Origin of the sequence: Xanthomonas sp. SI, assembly GCF_014236855.1 — a bacterium.
In the GTDB taxonomy this organism is placed as follows: Bacteria; Pseudomonadota; Gammaproteobacteria; order Xanthomonadales; family Xanthomonadaceae; genus Xanthomonas_A.
Map to the genome: position 1 here is coordinate 3,775,821 of NZ_CP051261.1, position 15,291 is coordinate 3,791,111.

The 15,291-nt window shown below is 70.4% G+C and carries 12 protein-coding genes; all 12 read right to left on the reverse strand.

Annotated features, from left to right (window positions below; translation table 11 throughout):
- Positions 1–12: 12 nt before the first annotated feature.
- The 12 genes from HEP75_RS15770 to HEP75_RS15825 all read right to left on the reverse strand — a co-directional run bounded on the left by HEP75_RS15770 (position 13) and on the right by HEP75_RS15825 (position 14,938).
- Positions 13–816: a DeoR/GlpR family DNA-binding transcription regulator gene (locus HEP75_RS15770; RefSeq protein ID WP_185824167.1), complete on the reverse strand. Its 804-nt coding sequence runs from the start codon at positions 814–816 to the stop codon at positions 13–15.
- On the reverse strand, positions 813–1,460 hold the full coding sequence (locus HEP75_RS15775; protein ID WP_185824168.1) for an HAD family phosphatase: 648 nt from the start codon (positions 1,458–1,460) through the stop codon (positions 813–815). The genes HEP75_RS15770 and HEP75_RS15775 overlap by 4 nt, the downstream gene beginning before the upstream one ends.
- A gap of 22 nt (positions 1,461–1,482) precedes the next feature.
- The gene (locus HEP75_RS15780) at positions 1,483–2,664 is read right to left on the reverse strand and encodes an MFS transporter (RefSeq protein ID WP_185824169.1); all 1,182 of its coding nucleotides are present in this window, start codon (positions 2,662–2,664) and stop codon (positions 1,483–1,485) included.
- 337 nt (positions 2,665–3,001) lie between these two features.
- Positions 3,002–3,508 (reverse strand): ATP-binding protein, encoded by a 507-nt coding sequence (locus HEP75_RS22170; protein ID WP_221899333.1) that lies wholly within the window; start codon positions 3,506–3,508, stop codon positions 3,002–3,004.
- 805 nt (positions 3,509–4,313) lie between these two features.
- Positions 4,314–5,705, reverse strand: a complete 1,392-nt coding sequence (locus tag HEP75_RS15790) for a sigma-54 dependent transcriptional regulator (protein ID WP_185824171.1) — start codon at positions 5,703–5,705, stop codon at positions 4,314–4,316.
- Positions 5,706–5,715: 10 nt separating this feature from the next.
- On the reverse strand, positions 5,716–6,129 hold the full coding sequence (locus HEP75_RS15795) for a type II toxin-antitoxin system VapC family toxin (protein WP_185824172.1): 414 nt from the start codon (positions 6,127–6,129) through the stop codon (positions 5,716–5,718).
- A complete protein-coding gene (gene vapB, locus HEP75_RS15800) occupies positions 6,126–6,362 on the reverse strand; it encodes a type II toxin-antitoxin system VapB family antitoxin (protein ID WP_185824173.1) in 237 nt (78 codons plus the stop codon). The genes HEP75_RS15795 and vapB overlap by 4 nt, the downstream gene beginning before the upstream one ends.
- A gap of 96 nt (positions 6,363–6,458) precedes the next feature.
- Positions 6,459–8,897 (reverse strand): ADOP family duplicated permease, encoded by a 2,439-nt coding sequence (locus HEP75_RS15805; protein WP_185824174.1) that lies wholly within the window; start codon positions 8,895–8,897, stop codon positions 6,459–6,461.
- A complete protein-coding gene (locus HEP75_RS15810) occupies positions 8,894–9,664 on the reverse strand; it encodes an ABC transporter ATP-binding protein (protein WP_185813621.1) in 771 nt (256 codons plus the stop codon). The genes HEP75_RS15805 and HEP75_RS15810 overlap by 4 nt, the downstream gene beginning before the upstream one ends.
- An 18-nt stretch (positions 9,665–9,682) precedes the next feature.
- Positions 9,683–10,933, reverse strand: coding sequence for an efflux RND transporter periplasmic adaptor subunit (locus tag HEP75_RS15815; protein ID WP_185824175.1), 1,251 nt, complete (start codon positions 10,931–10,933; stop codon positions 9,683–9,685).
- A gap of 150 nt (positions 10,934–11,083) precedes the next feature.
- A complete protein-coding gene (locus tag HEP75_RS15820) occupies positions 11,084–12,031 on the reverse strand; it encodes a glycerophosphodiester phosphodiesterase family protein (RefSeq protein WP_185824176.1) in 948 nt (315 codons plus the stop codon).
- A 30-nt stretch (positions 12,032–12,061) separates the two neighbouring features.
- Positions 12,062–14,938: a TonB-dependent receptor gene (locus HEP75_RS15825; RefSeq protein ID WP_185824177.1), complete on the reverse strand. Its 2,877-nt coding sequence runs from the start codon at positions 14,936–14,938 to the stop codon at positions 12,062–12,064.
- Positions 14,939–15,291 lie beyond the last annotated feature (353 nt).

Consider the following 15,291-nt stretch of genomic DNA (forward strand, 5'->3'; position numbering starts at 1 on the left):
CGGTGGAAGCGGCTATTTTGCCCGTTGTGGCGGCGCCGGCGCATCCGCGCGATGCAATTGCACCGCCTGCGCCAGGAACGGCGCGCACAGCGCCTGGGCCGCATCGTGCTCCACCACCAGATGGTCGATCGCCGCCACCGCGGCCACCAGATGCGGCGCATGCGCGCCGAGCTTGTCCACGGTGACCACCACCGCGGTCTCGCCGCTGGCCTCGATCATCGCGCGCTTGAACAGCGCCTCCTCGCCGTCCACGCCCCACAACCCGCGCTCGGCATCGATCGCGCAGGCGCCGGGAAAGCACAGGTCGGCGCGGACCTGGCGCAGTTGCTGCAGCGCCTGCGCGCCGACGGCGGCGCCGATGCGCGGATCGATCCGGCCGCCGATCAGCAGGATCTCGAAACCTTCGCGCGGCATCAGCAGTTGGGCGATGTCCGGCGCATTGGTGATGACGGTCAGGCGCTGCCGCGGCGGCAACGCGGCGGCGATGGCGCTGTTGGTGGAGCCGGCATCGATCAGCAGCACCTGCCCGGGGCGCACCAGCGCGGCGGCCGCCTGCGCCAGCGCGCGCTTGCGCTCGGCATGTTCCTCGTGCCGCTGCGGCAGCGGCGCGAAGCCGGGCGTGGGCGGCAGCGCACCGCCGTAGACGCGGCGGCACAGGCCCTGCGCGGCGAGGTCGCGCAGGTCGCGGCGGATCGAATCCTCCGACACCGCGAACGCGGCGGCCAGTTCCGCGGCCACCACCCGGCCGTGCTCGCGCAGGCGCTGCAGGATCGCCTGTTGGCGTTCCTGCGGCAGTGCGTCGGCGGCCGCCGTCATGCGCCGGGTCCGGCGCTGCTTAGCGGCAGGCCCAGCGCGCGCAGCTCGGCGCGCAGCGTGGCCGCGTCGCGAAAGTGCAACGCGTGCAGGCCCTGCGCGGCGGCGGCGTGCACGTTGCGCGGCGCGTCGTCGATGAACACCGCGCGCGCCGGATCGATCTCGTAGCGCGACAGCAGCAGCGCGAAGATCGCCGGATCCGGCTTCACCAGGCGCTCCTGCCCGGACACCAGGATCCCGGCGAAACGCTGCAGGAACGCATAGCGCTGCAGCGCGACCGGAAACGTCTCGTGCGACCAGTTGGTCAGCGCGTACAGGCGCACGCCCTGCGCGTGCAGTTCTTCCAGGATCTGCACGCTGGCGTCGAGCGGGCCGCCGAGCGTCTCTTCCCAGCGCAGGTGATAGGCGGCGATCCGCTCGGCCTGCGCCGGATGCAACGCGCTCAACTCGGCGACCGCCTCGCGCCACGGCCGGCCGGCGTCCTGGCGCTCGTTCCACTGCGGCGTGCACACCTCGGCGAGGAAGCGCTCCATCTCCGCCTCGTCGTCGAACAGTTGCCGATACAGATGGCGCGGGTTCCAGTCGATCAGCACGCCGCCGAGGTCGAAGATCACGGTGTCCGGGGCGTGCGCGGGAATGGAGGGCATGGCGTGGTACTCCTTGGTCGGATCAGTGCCGCAGCAGCCGCGAGCCCATCGCCACCAGCAGCAACAGCCCGGCCACCGCCAGCAACGCGGTGGGCAGGCTGCTGGCGTGGGCGAGGAAGCCGATCAGCGCCGGGCCGGCGAGCAGGCCGGTATAGCCGAGCGTGGTCAGCGCGGCAATCGCCACCGCCGGCGAGGTGCCGGGCAGGCGCCCGGCCGCGCCGAACAGGATCGGCACCAGGTTCGACACGCCCAGGCCGACCAGCGCATAACCGAGCAGGCCGCTGGCGACACCCGGCAACTGCGTGGCCAGCAGCAGGCCGCAGGCGGCCAGCGAGGCGCCGGCCGCCAGCATCGCCGGCTGGCCGATGCGCGCGACCACCCGGTCGCCGCCGAAGCGGCCGGCCGCCATCGCCACCGAGAACAGCGCATAGCCGACGCCGGCGTAACGCGTGTCCACGCCATGCAACTCGCGCAGCAGCACCGCGCTCCAGTCGAGCATCGCGCCTTCGGCCAGCAGGCAGATGAAACACAGCGCCGCCAGCACCAGCACCACGCCGCGCGGCAGGCGCAACGGGACGCGCGGTGCCGGGTCGTCGGTGGCGACGCGCAGCAGGCCGGAGCGCTGCCACAGCAGCAACGCCAGCAACAGCGCCGACACCGCGAGCGTGGCCGCCAGCAGCGGCGCGCCGGCCGCGAGCAGCGCGCTCATCGCCGCCGCGCCGCTCAGCCCGCCGACGCTGAACACGCCATGGAAACTCGACATCACCGGACGCCCGGCGCGTTTTTCGGTCTCCACGCCGTGCGCGTTCATCGCCACATCCAGCGCGCCGAGCGCGGCGCCGAAGTACAGCAGCGCGGCGACCACGCTCGGCAGGTTCGGCGCCAGCGCCACCAAGGGCAGGCCCAGGCACAGCGCCAGCCCGGAAGCGACCATGACCGCGCGGCTGCCGACGCGGTGGCTGAGTACGCCGGCCAGCGGCATCGCCAGGATCGAGCCGCCGCCGAAGGCGAGCAGCACCAGGCCCAAGGCGGCATCGTCCAGCGCGAAGCGCGCTTTGACGTACGGCACCATCGGCGCCCACGCGGCCATCGCGATGCCGGACAGCAGGAACACCCAGCGGGTGGCGCGGATCGCAGGCCTGGCGGCGTCGGGGAAGGTGGGCGTAACGCCATCCACTGTGGCGAGAGGTGGGTCGGTAGGCATGCGGCGACTGTACTGAAACACGCACAATCGTGCAACAAGCCGCAAAATGATGCATCAACAGGTGGCGGTGGAACGCTGTGGCGTAGCTACGAATTCGGAGACGATCCGCGATGCACACTACTGCTGCCCGGCGCCCGACCATCGTGCAAGAAGAGGCTTCAGCCCTGGCGCTTCAATGGCAAGGCGTCGAGTCCAAAGAAGCCCGCCACGCAAGCGTCGCGCTTACGGAATCACGCAGCATGCGCACGCGCCTGCATGGCATCGCCTGCCCGGCCGTGCAGGTGCTGCATGCGGCATCGCCACTTGCGCTCCGGACGACAGGGCCGCACAGCCGGCGTCAGTCCCCGCGGCCGTCCGCCGCCAGCGGCAGGCGCAGCGTGGCCACGCTGCCGGCGGCATCCGCACGCGCCTCGAGGCTCAGGCTGCCGCCTTGCGCCTCCAGGATCTGCCGCGACAGCACCAGGCCGATCCCCGATCCGCCGGGCTTGGTGGTGAAGAACGGCACGAACAGGTTGTCGCTGGGCGGCAGCCCGGCGCCGCCATCGAGGATTTCGAGCAACGCGTTGGCGCCATCGCTGCGCGCGCGCAGCACCACCGGCGCGCTGCCGCCGGACTCCAGCGCGTTGCGCAGCAGATTGATCAGCACTTGCTCGAGTTGGTCGGCGTCGGCGCGCAGCCGCAGCTGCGGCTCGATCTCGACCAACACCCGCGCATCGTCGAGCAGCCGCTGCACGCGCACACACAGCGGTGCCAGTTCCACGGTTGCCAGCACCGGCACTGGCAACCTGGCCAGGCGCGCGTAGCCGCCGAGGAAACGCTGCAGCGCGGCACTGCGCTGTTCGATCACGCCCAGGCCGTTGCGCAGGTCCTCGTGCAGCTCGGCATCGAGCGTGTCCGGCGCGGCCGCAAGCAAGCGTCCGAGCGTATCGGCGATCGAGCCAATCGGCGCCAGCGAGTTGTTGATCTCGTGGCCGAGCACGCGCAACAGGCGGCGAAAGGCCTGCGCCTCCTCCTCGCGCAATGCGCGCTCCATCGGCTGCACCAACAGCAGCTGCCCCGCCTGGCTACGGCTGCGCAACGCGGCGTGGCCGATCTGCCAGCGCCCCTGCTGGCCGGCGAAGGCATGCGCGTGGATGCTGCCCGAGGGCAAGGCGAACAATTCGGACAGGCCCAGCGCCTGCGCGGACTGCCCGATCAGGTGCTCGGCAGCGGCGCCGAGCAGGCGTTCGCCGGCCGGGTTGACCAGGCGCAGGCGCTGGTCCTGTTCGAACGCGAACACCGCCCCGTCCAGCGCCGCCAGGGTCTTGCTCAGCAGCTGCAGGCTCTCGTGCGAATCGCGCTGCTCGTCCTGCAGCCGCTGCGCCAGCGCGTTGAACCGCTGCAGCAGGCCATCGCTGTCACGATCGCGTGCGTCCTGCGCCACCCGCACGCTGTAATCGCCCTCGCGCAGCGCCTCGAGCAGGCCGCTGAGGGTGCGCAGACGCTGCCCGGCATCGCGTTGCTGCCAGCGCCACAGCGCCGCGGTCAGCGCCAGCACGCACAGCAGCAGCACGGCCGCCTCGGGCGGCCGCGGCGTGCCGACCGCGAGCACCAGGATCAACGCCAGCATGGCCGGCGCCGCCAGCCACAGCGGTCGCCGCCGTTGCCGCTCAGCCGCCGTCATCGCTGCGCAGGCCGTGCTTGCCCAGGCGCCGGTACAGGCTCTGCCGGGTGATGCCGAGCTGGTCGGCGGCGCGCTGCAGATTGCCCTGCTGCTGCGCCAATGCCTGGCGCAGCAACAGCGCCTCGGCTTCTTCGAGGGTCAGCTGGGTGGACAAGGCCGGCGCGACAGCAGCAGCCGGCTGCAGGCGCAGGTCGTCGCTGCCCAGCGTCGTCCCGTCGGCGAGCAGCGCGGCACGTTCCATCGCGTGCGCCAGTTCGCGCACGTTGCCGGGCCAAGCGTAGCCGAGCAAGGCGCGCTCGGCGTCGCGCGCCAGCGCCGGCAGCGGCCGCCGGTAGCGCGTGCAGGCGGCGGCCAGGTAGTGCCGCGCCAGCGGCAGGATGTCGGCCGCGCGTTCGCGCAACGGCGGCACCCGCAGCTGGAAGGTGTTGAGCCGGTACAGCAGGTCCTGGCGGAAATTCCCGGCCGCCACTTCCGCATCCAGGTCGGCATTGGTCGCAGCGACGATGCGCACGTCCACACGTTGCGTGCGCGAGGACCCGAGCCGCTCGAATTCGCCATCCTCGATCGCGCGCAGCAGCTTGGGCTGCTGCTGCAGCGGCAGGTTGCCGATCTCGTCCAGGAACAGGGTGCCGCCGTCGGCCAGTTCGAAGCGGCCGGCGCGGTCCTGCCGCGCGTCGGTGTAGGCGCCGCGCACATTGCCGAACAGTTCGGCCTCGAACAGGGTCGGCGCCAATCCGCCGATGTTGACCTTGACGAAGGCCTGCGCGCGGCGCGGCGACCACTGGTGCAGCAGCTGCGCGAGCAGGCTCTTGCCGGTGCCGTTCTCGCCCAGCAGCAACACGTTGGCGCCGCTGCCGGCGATGCGCAGCAGGTCCTCGACCAGGCGCTGCATCGGCGCCGATTCGGCGACGAAGCCGGCGGCGCCGTCCTGCAGCAGCAAAGCCTGCGCCTCGCCGAGCCGCTGCGCGTTGCGGCGGCTGCGGTCCAGCGCGATGCGGCTGTCCAGCACCGCGAGCACGCGCGCGTTCTGCCACGGCTTTTCGATGAAATCCACCGCACCGTCGCGCATCGCCGCCACCGCCAGCTCGATGCTGGCCCAGGCGGTCATCGCGATCACCGGCAACCCCGGCCACTGCGCGGCGATCTGCGCGATCAGCGCCAATCCTTCTGCGCCGGAGGTGGTGTCGCGGGCGTAGTTCATGTCCACCAGCACCGCGGCGAAGTCGTCGCCGCGCAGGCAGGCCAGCGCCAGTTCCGGCGACTCGGCGCCGACCATGCCGTAGCCGGCGCTCTTGAGCAGCATGCGCAAGGCCTCGCGCACGTCCGCCTGGTCGTCGACCACCAGGATGCGCGGCGACGCCGCGGTCAGCGGTTTCATCGCCGAGACCTCATTCCGTTGACACCCAGTTTTCCAGGCGCAGGCCGACAACGCGCTCGAACTCGCGCACGTTGTTGGTGACCAGCACCGCATCCACGGCCAGGGCATGCGCCGCGATCAACTGGTCCAGCGCACCGATCGGGGTGCCCTTGCGCTCCAGTCCGCTGCGCAGCGCGCCATAGCGGCGCATGGCCGCTTCGTCGAACGGCAGGATGTCCAGCGGCGCCAGGAACTTGTCCAGCGCCTGCCGATTGCGTGGCGAGCCGCTCTTGTCCACGCCATATGCCAATTCGGCGCCGGTGATGCTGGAAATGGCGACCTGCCCGATGCGCAACGCGGCAAAGCGATCGAGCACACCGGGCGGACGGCGATTGATGATGTAGATGCAGATGTTGGTGTCGAGCAGATAGAGCGGCTGACTCATACGGGCCACTCCCCGCGCACCTGCTGTTCGGGCTGCTCGCGCTGCAATTGGAAGCCGGGCTCGAACTCGTCCAGCGCCTCGCGCAGCAACTGCCAGGGGGCATCCAGGGGCAACAGCAGCACGCCGTTGCCGAAACGCCGGGCGATCACCTCCTCCCCTTCGAAGCGCAAAGCCTTGGGCAGGCGGACGGCCTGACTGCGCCCGGACTGGAACAGTTTCGCGGTCGTGGTCATGGCGATACTCCGATGGCAATGGATTGATATATACCGATGATATATACCACCTCGACAGTGTCAATGCCGCCCCTCACCGTCCCGCCTGCCGAGACTTCATTCGGCGCGCAGCGCCTGCATCGGCGGCACCCGCGCCGCACGCTGCGCCGGCGCCAGCGCCGCGAGCAGGCCGGCCGCGGCGAGCACCAGCAGCACCGCGCCGATCGCCAGCGGATCGGCCACCCGCACCTCGAACAGGAAGCGCTGCAGCAGCCGCGACAGCGCCATCGCCACGCCCAGACCCAGCAGCAGCCCGATCCCGATCTGCAGGCCGGCTTCGCGCAGCACCTGCCGCCGCAGTCGCGCCGGCGGTGCGCCGAGCGCGGCGCGCACGCCGAATTCGTGCTGGCGCGCGGCCACCGCCACCGCCATCACCGCGTACAGGCCGACCGCGGCCAGCAGCAGCGCCAGCGCCGCGAACAGGCCGACCAGCAGCAGGTTGAGCTTCTGCTCGCCGGTGGTACTGGCGACCAGCGCCTGCATCGGCTGCAGGTCGGCGATCGGCTGCTGCGGCGCCACTTCGTCGATCGCCGCGCGCAGCGCGCGCTCGTCGGCGCCCAGCGCACCGGCATGCAGGCGCACCGCATAGGTCAACGCGCCGAAGCTGCGCATGATCTGCCACATCGGCTCGCTCATCTGCGCCAGCGGCTGGTACACCATGGGCTCCGGAGCCTGGGCCGGGCCGGCGTGGCGCACGTCGCCGACCACGCCGACCACGCGCATCGGCAAGCGGTTGTTGCCGCCGTCGTCGGGCACGGTGACGATCTTGCCGAGCGCATGGCCGTGCAGGTAACGCTCGGCGAACGTGGCACTGACCACGCAGACCTTCTCGGCCCCGGCCACGTCGGCCTCGGCGATGCCGCGCCCGGCCAGCAACGGGATGCGAAACACCTGCAGGAATTGCGGCGTGGCCAGGCGGTACTGGCTGTTGACGGACGGCATGCCGTCCACCTCCACGCTCCAGCTCAACTGCGTGGTGGCCGGCGGATTGGTCGACACACCGACGCGTTCGATGCCGGGCACCTGCTGCAGCCGCGCGACGATGCGTCGGGTCTGCTCCACCGCATCGTGCACCGTGGCGTAGCGCTCCTTCACCGGCGCCAGGGTGAACACCACCGCGGAGCGGCTTTCGAACCCCATCGGCACTTCCGCCAGCTTCTGCAGCGTGCGCGTGAACAGCGCCGCGCCGATCAGCAGCATCACGGCGATGGCCACCTGCGCGATCACCAGGGTGCGGCCGAGGCGGCCGGCCTGCAGGCTCCAGCCGCCACGTCCGCCGCCGGCCAGTTCCGTCACCAGGTTGCGGCGGCGGCCGCGGACGATGCCCAGCGCGGCGGCCAATACCGCGGTAGCGCCGCCGGCGAGCAGCGCGAACAGCGCGCTGGCGCCGGTCAGGTGCGCGGCCTCGCCGCGCATCCACAGCAACGGCACCCAACCGCCGAGCAGGCGCAGGCCGAGCCAGGCCAGCGCCAGCCCGGCCAGACTGCCGAGTGCGCCGATCAGCACGCCTTCGGCCAGCGCCGGCAGGCTAAGCCGCAACCATGGCGCACCGAGCGCGGCGCGCACCGCGCTGTCGTGACTGCGGCCGAGCGCGCGCAGCAGCATCAGGCTGGTCAGATTGATCGCCGCGATCAGCAGCACGCAGGCCGCCGCAGCGAAGAACAGCCACAGCGTGTTGCCGCTGTAGGAGGTGTACAGGCTGTCCTGCAACAGCAAGGCGTTCGGCGGCTCCCGTTGCAAGCTCCGCCACCACGATTCGTCCATGTGCGGGCTGTTGCGCAGCAAGCCCTTGATCACCACCGCGGTCTGCGCGGACGCGGCGGCCACGCCAACGCCCGGCCGCAACCGCGCCACCACGATCTCGTTGGTGGACAGGTTGGTCGCCGCCAGGTCCGGCTGCATGTTGCGGATCAGGTCGAACGGCTCGGCCCAGGGAAAGTCCGCGGGCAGCACGCCGACGATCTGCACCGGCTTGCCCTCGACCTGCAAGGTACGCCCAACCGCTGCCGGATCGCCGCCGAAATAACGCTGCCAGAAGCGATGCGCAAGGATCACCGCCTGTGGCCCGCCGGGCCGGCTTTCCTCGGCCGTGAAGTTGCGCCCTGCCGCCATCGGCATGCCCAGCGTGCGCAGAAATCCCTCGTCGGCGCTGATCGCAGCGACCACCTCGCTGGCATCGCCGCGGGCGATGTTGGTCGGCACCGGAAACCCACGCACGATACCGACGGCCTGCATGCTCGGCATGCGCCGCAATATCGGGTAATAGCCGGGCGCGGCGACGTTGTGGCCGCCAGAGGGCAGGCCCAGGGTGACCAACTGCTGCGACTGCGGGAACGGCAGCGGCTTCAGCAAGGCCTGGTCGAGCAGCGCGAACACCGCGGTGGTGGTAGCCACGCCCAGCGCCAGGGTCAGCACCGCCAGCAGCAGGTAGCCGGGCTTGCGCGCCAGCGCGCGCCAGGACTGCCGCGCTTCGGCCAAGTAAAGGGCGGCGCTCATCGCGCCTGCTCCGCGGCGCGCGCCGGCAGCGCCACGTCCTGCTCGTGGCGCAGGCGCTCGAAGGTGTCCTCGTCGACGATGCGCCCGTCGAGCATGTGCACGATGCGCTGCGCGCGCCGCGCGAACGCCGCATCGTGGGTGACCATGCACAAGGTGGTGCCGTTGTCGTGCAGCTGTTCCAGCAGCTGCATCACCGCTTCGCCGTTGCGCGTGTCGAGATTGCCGGTGGGTTCGTCGGCGAGCAGGATCGACGGGTTGCCGGCCAGCGCGCGCGCCACCGCCACGCGCTGCTGCTGGCCGCCGGAGAGCTGCCCCGGATAGTGCTTGTGGCGATGGTGCATGCCGACCAGTTCCAGCACTTCGCGCACGCGCTGGCGGATCCGGCCGCGCTCGGCGCCGTCGCGATAGGTCAGCGGCAGCGCCACGTTCTCTTCCACGGTGAGGTCGGCGATCAGGTTGAAGGCCTGGAAGATGAAGCCGATCTCGGCGTTGCGGATGCGCGCGCGGCCGACCGCGTCCAGCTCGGCGACGCTGCGGCCGTTGAGCCGGTACGTGCCGCCGCTGGGCGCATCGAGCAGGCCGAGGATCGACAGCAGGGTCGACTTGCCGCAGCCGGACGGGCCGGTGATGGCGACGAAATCGCCGCGCGCCACGTCCAGCGCGATCTCGGCCAGGGCGTGGGTCTCCACTTCGTCGGTATGGAACACCTTGCCCAGCCCGTGCAGGCGGATCAGCGGTTCGGCGGAAGCTGCGGGAAATGCGGTCATTCTGGTTCTCCTGGAGCGCTAGCGTAAGCGCAGGGTGGCGTAGGCGTTCCACTGGCTGGTGTCGGACAGCACGACTTGCTCGCCGGCATGCAGCCCGGCACGCACTTCGATGCGATCGCTGGAGGCGGCGCCGAAGCGCACGCGGATGCGTTGCGCGCGCGCGCCGCCGTCGCGCAGCACGAACAGGCTGCCGGCGGTGTTCGGGGCGGCCAGGGCCGGGCGCGGAATGCTGACCACGTCGCGCAGGGTGCCGAGCACGATGCGTCCGTCCACCGACAGGTCCGGGCGCACGCCCGATGGCAGCGGCGGCGCCAGGCGCACGTCGACCACCACGCTGCCGCTGCGCACTGCCGGATCGATCCGCGCCACCTGTCCGCTGACCACGCCGTTGTGCGTGTCCACCGCGACCGGCTGCTCGTCGATCACGTCCTTGGCCAGCACCTCGGCCACCTGCAGCCGCGCCAGCAGGTCGTCCGGGCGCGCGACTCGCGCCAGCTTGGCGCCGGCCTCGACGCGCTGGCCGGGCTCCACGTCCACCTGCTGCAGGATGCCGTCGCTGCCGGCGCGCACCTGCAAGGAGGCGGCCTGTTGCGCGGCGATGGCCAGGGCGCTGGCGGCCTGCGCGCGCCGCGCCTGGGCGGCGCGCAACTGCGCGGCCATGTTCTGCCGGAACGCGGCCACGCGTTTGGTTTCGATGCCGGCGCGGCCGCGCTGCTGCGCCTCCACGATCTGGCTCTGGGTCAGGTCGATCGCCGAGATCGCGCCGCCGTCGTGGCCGCGCCGATAGGCCTGCGCCTTGATCTGCGCGATCTGCAGATCCGACTCGGCCTGCGCCTGCAGCGCCTGCTGGTCCAGCAATTGCGAGGCCAGCGCCGCGTGCAGCGCGGCCAGGTCGGCATCGGCGCCGGCCAGTGCGGCGCGGGCGCGGTCCAGGCCGGCATCCAGCTCGGGATTGGCCAGTTGCAGGATCAGCGTATCGGCCTGCACCCGCGCGCCGGCATCGACCAGCTGTTGCTGCACGGTGGCGGTTGCGCCGGCGGTGATCCAGCGGATCTGCCGCGGCACCAGCACGCCGTTGGCGCGGATCTCGCGGCGCATCTCGCCGCGCGTGGCCGCGTCGATCCACAGCTCGCTGCGGCTGACCTGCGGGGCGGCGCGGCCCGCACCCAACAGCACCACGCCGAGCAACAGCACGGCCGCCACGGCCAGCGCCAGCCAGCGGCGCCGCTGGCGCCAGATCGAACGGTTCGGAGACTTCGCGATATCCATGGCCAGTGCAGAGCAGGCCGCATGCCAATCGACGAAGCGCTATAACTCGTTGAAACGACTACCTATCGCCCGCGTCGGGCGCGGCCGCCGCGTCCGCAAGCGGACGATCGGCGACCGATTACGGACAGTTGCGCGGCCAACCGCCCGCGCTCAGCGCTTTTTTTCGAGCGACGCGCGGTAGCGCAGCAGGGCTTCGGGCTCGTCGGTCTGGAACGCGCCGATCCCGGCGCGGTACAGCCGCCCCCACACCGCATCCGGATCGCGCACCGCATCGGCGTCGCCGCCGTAGCCGGCGACGAACCCTTCCCACAGTGTGTTGACCAGCAGCCGCACGTGCTGCTGTCTGACCAACGCGACCACCGGCGGCAATTGCTCGGCGCGCATCCGCGGCAATTCGATCGCGACCGGGCGTACCTTGCCGCCGATCTGGGTACGCACGGTCTGCAGCAGGTCGTCGGTGCCCGGCGGATTGAGCAGCACCGGGGTGAAGTTGACCTGGTCGAACGGCGGCAGCGACGCCAGCGGCTGGCTGTACACGCCGGCCTCGGTCTTGAGCACCACCTGGCGCTGCATGCCCGCACGCCGCACCGCGTCCGCCACCTCCGCATAGATCGGCGCCTTGACGTCGAGATTGAGCATGATCCGATCCTTGGCCGCGGCCAGCATCTGCTCCAGGGTCACAGGGTGCTGGTCGGTGAGCGGCGCATCGGCGCCGCCCTCGTCGTCGCGCAGGCGCAGCCGCGACAGCTGCGTCCAGGTCATCTCGGCGACCTTGCCGCTGCCGTCGGTGGTGCGTTCGACGGTGGCGTCGTGGAACATCACCAGGGTGCCGTCGGCGGCGCGGCGGATGTCGGTTTCCAGCATGTCCACGCCCATCGCCACGCAGCGCTCCAGGCCGGACAGCGAGTTCTCCGGCGCGTGGCCGGGGAAGCCGTGCGCGGGCGCCGGATTGTGGCAACCGCGATGGGCGACGACGAAGATGCCGCCGGCGGGATCGGCCAGGCGCGCCTGGCTGGCGGCGCTGCCGGCGGGGGCCGCGGCAACGGGGCCGGTCAGCGCGCTGCCCAGCAGCAGGAGCGGCAACAGAGTGGATTTCATGGCGATGGCAGTCCGAAGGAGTGAAGGGTTTTAGAGAGAAGGCGTGAAGCGGATGCCGAACCAGTAGGTGGTCGGCACCGAGTAGGTGTCCTTCAACAGGTTCTCGCCCGGTCCGGTCACGCTGGTGATGCGGCTGTGGGTGACGTTGCTGACCTGGCCGACCACGCTGACCTGCTTGTTGACCGCATAGGTCGCCGACAGATCCAGCTGCGAGCGCGGCGACCAGTACAGATCCTGCCAGTCGATGTTGCTGACGATGGCGCGCAGCGCCTTGCCCTGGCGGTTGTAGGCCGCGCGCAGTTCCAGCCCGCCGATGGTGTAGAACAGCGAGGCGTTGGCGGTGTAGCCGGGCTGGCCGACCAGGCGATCGACGCTACGCTGGCGCTGGCTCACGTTCGGCGCGCTGCCGACGCTGTACGGCACGTCCATGCCGCCATCGAGCAAGGCCAGGTTGGCGCTGGCGCCCAGCCCGGACAACGCCGGAACGCCCGGCAGCAAGGTGTTGAGCACCGCGCTCAGTTCCAGGCCGCGGATATGCGCCTTGGCTGCGTTGGCCGGGGTACTGATCAGCACGTTCGAATAGGTGGTGCCGTTGTAGCTGAACTGGTCGGTGCGCGACAGGGTGAAGATCTCGTCCTGGATGCGCTTGTTGAATACCGCCGCAGCCAGCATGCCGTCGAAGTCGTCGGGCAGGCGCCATTCCAGCGACAGGTCCAGGTTGGTCGACACGCGCGGCTTGATGTCCGGATTGCCCACGGTCACGGTCACGCCCTGGGCGTTGGGATTGCCGGCATCGGTGCTGTTGACGAAGCCGATCGAGGTGCGCGCGGCGTAGGCGTCGTACGGCGGGCGGCCGAGCGTGCGGCTGGCGCCGGCGCGCAGGTCGAGATTTTCGCTGAGGTGGTAGGTCATGATCGCCGACGGCAACAGGTTGGCGTAGTGCGAATCGGTCGGCGCATCGACATAGACGTACTTGCCGCTGGCGGTGTCCAGTTGGCGCTGGCGGCCGACGGTGGACTGGTCGGTGTCGTCGTAGTGCAGCCCGGCCTCCACGTTGAACGCCTCGGCACGGTAGCTGACCAGGCCGTAGGCGCCGAAGATCTTTTCGCTGTGGCTGAAGTTGTCCTGGTTGCTGAAGGCCGACTGGTCGGTGCTGTTGAACGCGCTCAGCGGCGTGGACTGCAGCACGCGCCGGGCCTTGTTCGGATCGATGGTGATCAGGTTCAGGCCCAGATAGCGCAGCGGCGCGTTGGACGGCGCCAGCACGTCGGCGATGTTCAGTGCCGGCGCGCTGCGGTTGGGCTCGTAGTCGTCGCGGTAGATGTCGAACGACGGTTTGTCGGTGGTGTACGACAGGCCGGCGCCGAAGCCCAGGCCGCGGTCCTGCTCGCCTTGGTTGAAGGCGTAGTCCAGGCGCCCGGTGAGGATGCGGTCGCGCGCGCTGCGCTTGTAGTCCGGGCGCCAGTACAACAGGCTGTAGTTGTCGTAGTTGGAGTACGCCTGCGGCGCCACCGGGAAGCGCTGGTTCAGCGCCGAGGTGTCGTAGGTGAAGGCGTAGTCGGCGCTGGGCACGACGGTGACGCCGGGGCCGGTCTGGCCGACCGCAACCGCCGCCGGGCGCGACGCGCCGGTGACGTACTTGAACATCTGGATCGGCTCGTCGTAGGTCGCATCCGACCACGAGCCGCGCGCGGACAGCACCTGGCGGTCGTCCGGCCGCCATTCCATGCCGGCCTGGCCGAGCTTGGTGCGGGTGGTGGTGACCTGGTTGGAATAGCCGACCTCGATGTCGCCGGCCGGATAGCTGCCGGAGGTCGCGGTCTGGTTGGCGACGCGGTTGCGGTTGCGCGGATCGATGATCAGCTCGTTGCGCTGCATGTCGTCCTTGAAATAGTAGTAGCCCGCGGTGACGTAGGCCTGCAGGTCGGCGCTGGGGTGCGCTTCGAACTTGCCGGTCAGGCCGTAGCGGTCGCGCTTGTCCATCACGTACCAGTACTTGTCCTGCTGCGGCACCGCCCAGCCGTTGCCGAGGTTGCTGCCGCTCTGCAGCACGCCATTAGCGTCGTAGAACCCGTAGTGCACCGTGTCGGTGGTCATGTGGGTTTCGGTGTAGCTGCTCAGCGTCTGGTAGTTGCCCGACAGGGTCAGGCCGTATTGCCGGTCGCTGCCGAAGGTGGTGCTGCCGGTGGCGCCGAGGCGGTAGCCGGGATCGTCCTGATCGCGCGGCTTGCCGACGTCGTTGGCGTGGCCCAGCGAGGCTTCGCTGGTGAAGAACGGCTTGCCGCCGTTCTCGAACGCGCTGCGCGTGCGCAGGTTGATCGCACCGCCCGTGGCGTTGGGGTCCAGGTCGGGAGTGAAGGTCTTGACCACCTGCAGTTCGCTGACCATCGACGCCGGCAGGATGTCCAGGCGCACGCCGCGGGTGATCGAGCCGAGCGTGCCGTTCGGCGTGCCCGGCGAGGCCACGGTCAGGCCGTCGATGGTGACGTTGTTGTAGGACGGGCCGAGGCCGCGCAGCACCGGCGTGGCGGCCTCGTCGCGCGGATGTTCGTTGTCGGTCGCCGGCAGCACCGACAGGCCGGGGATGCGGCGCAGCGCTTCGACGATGGTGGTGTCCGGCAGCGCGCGCACGTCGGTGGAACTGACCACGTCGGTGATGTTGGTCGCCGCGCGCTTGCTCTCCATCGCCGCGGCATTGGCCTTGCGCACGCCGGTGACGACCACGCTGTCCAGGGTCTTGGCGGTGCCGGCAGCCGGCGGCGATGCGGCGGCGGTATCGGTGCGGTCGGTGTCCGCGGCGGCAGGCAGCAACGGCGTCGCCGCCTGCTGCGCGAGGGCGGCCTGGCAACTGGCGGCGAGCAGGCACACCAGCAACGTGCGCTGGTGGCGGTGGTGCGATCGCGTCATCTCGTATCCCCTGGAAAATGTCGGAATTAATTACTAACTTCAAAGTAGTTAATTTTATCCAGCAGGTGATGACAGGCCCATGTCATGGCGTTGGCAGTTGCAGGTGCAGTCGGGTTCGCGCTGAAAAGCCGCACTGCGGGCAGTGGTCGGCGAGCGCATGCGGGAATGGCGGGTGGGAGGCCATCTCGATCGCAGGACGCTGCGCCACTCGGTGTGTTGCGGCATCGCGCCGGCGGCCCCAAAACGACGATAGGGCCACAAGGGCCCTATCGCGTCGTTATCCATTGTGTGTGACCTGGTCCGCCAGAGCCTCAAGCCACTCAACCAAAGCCGGCACCCTCTCCCATCAGGAC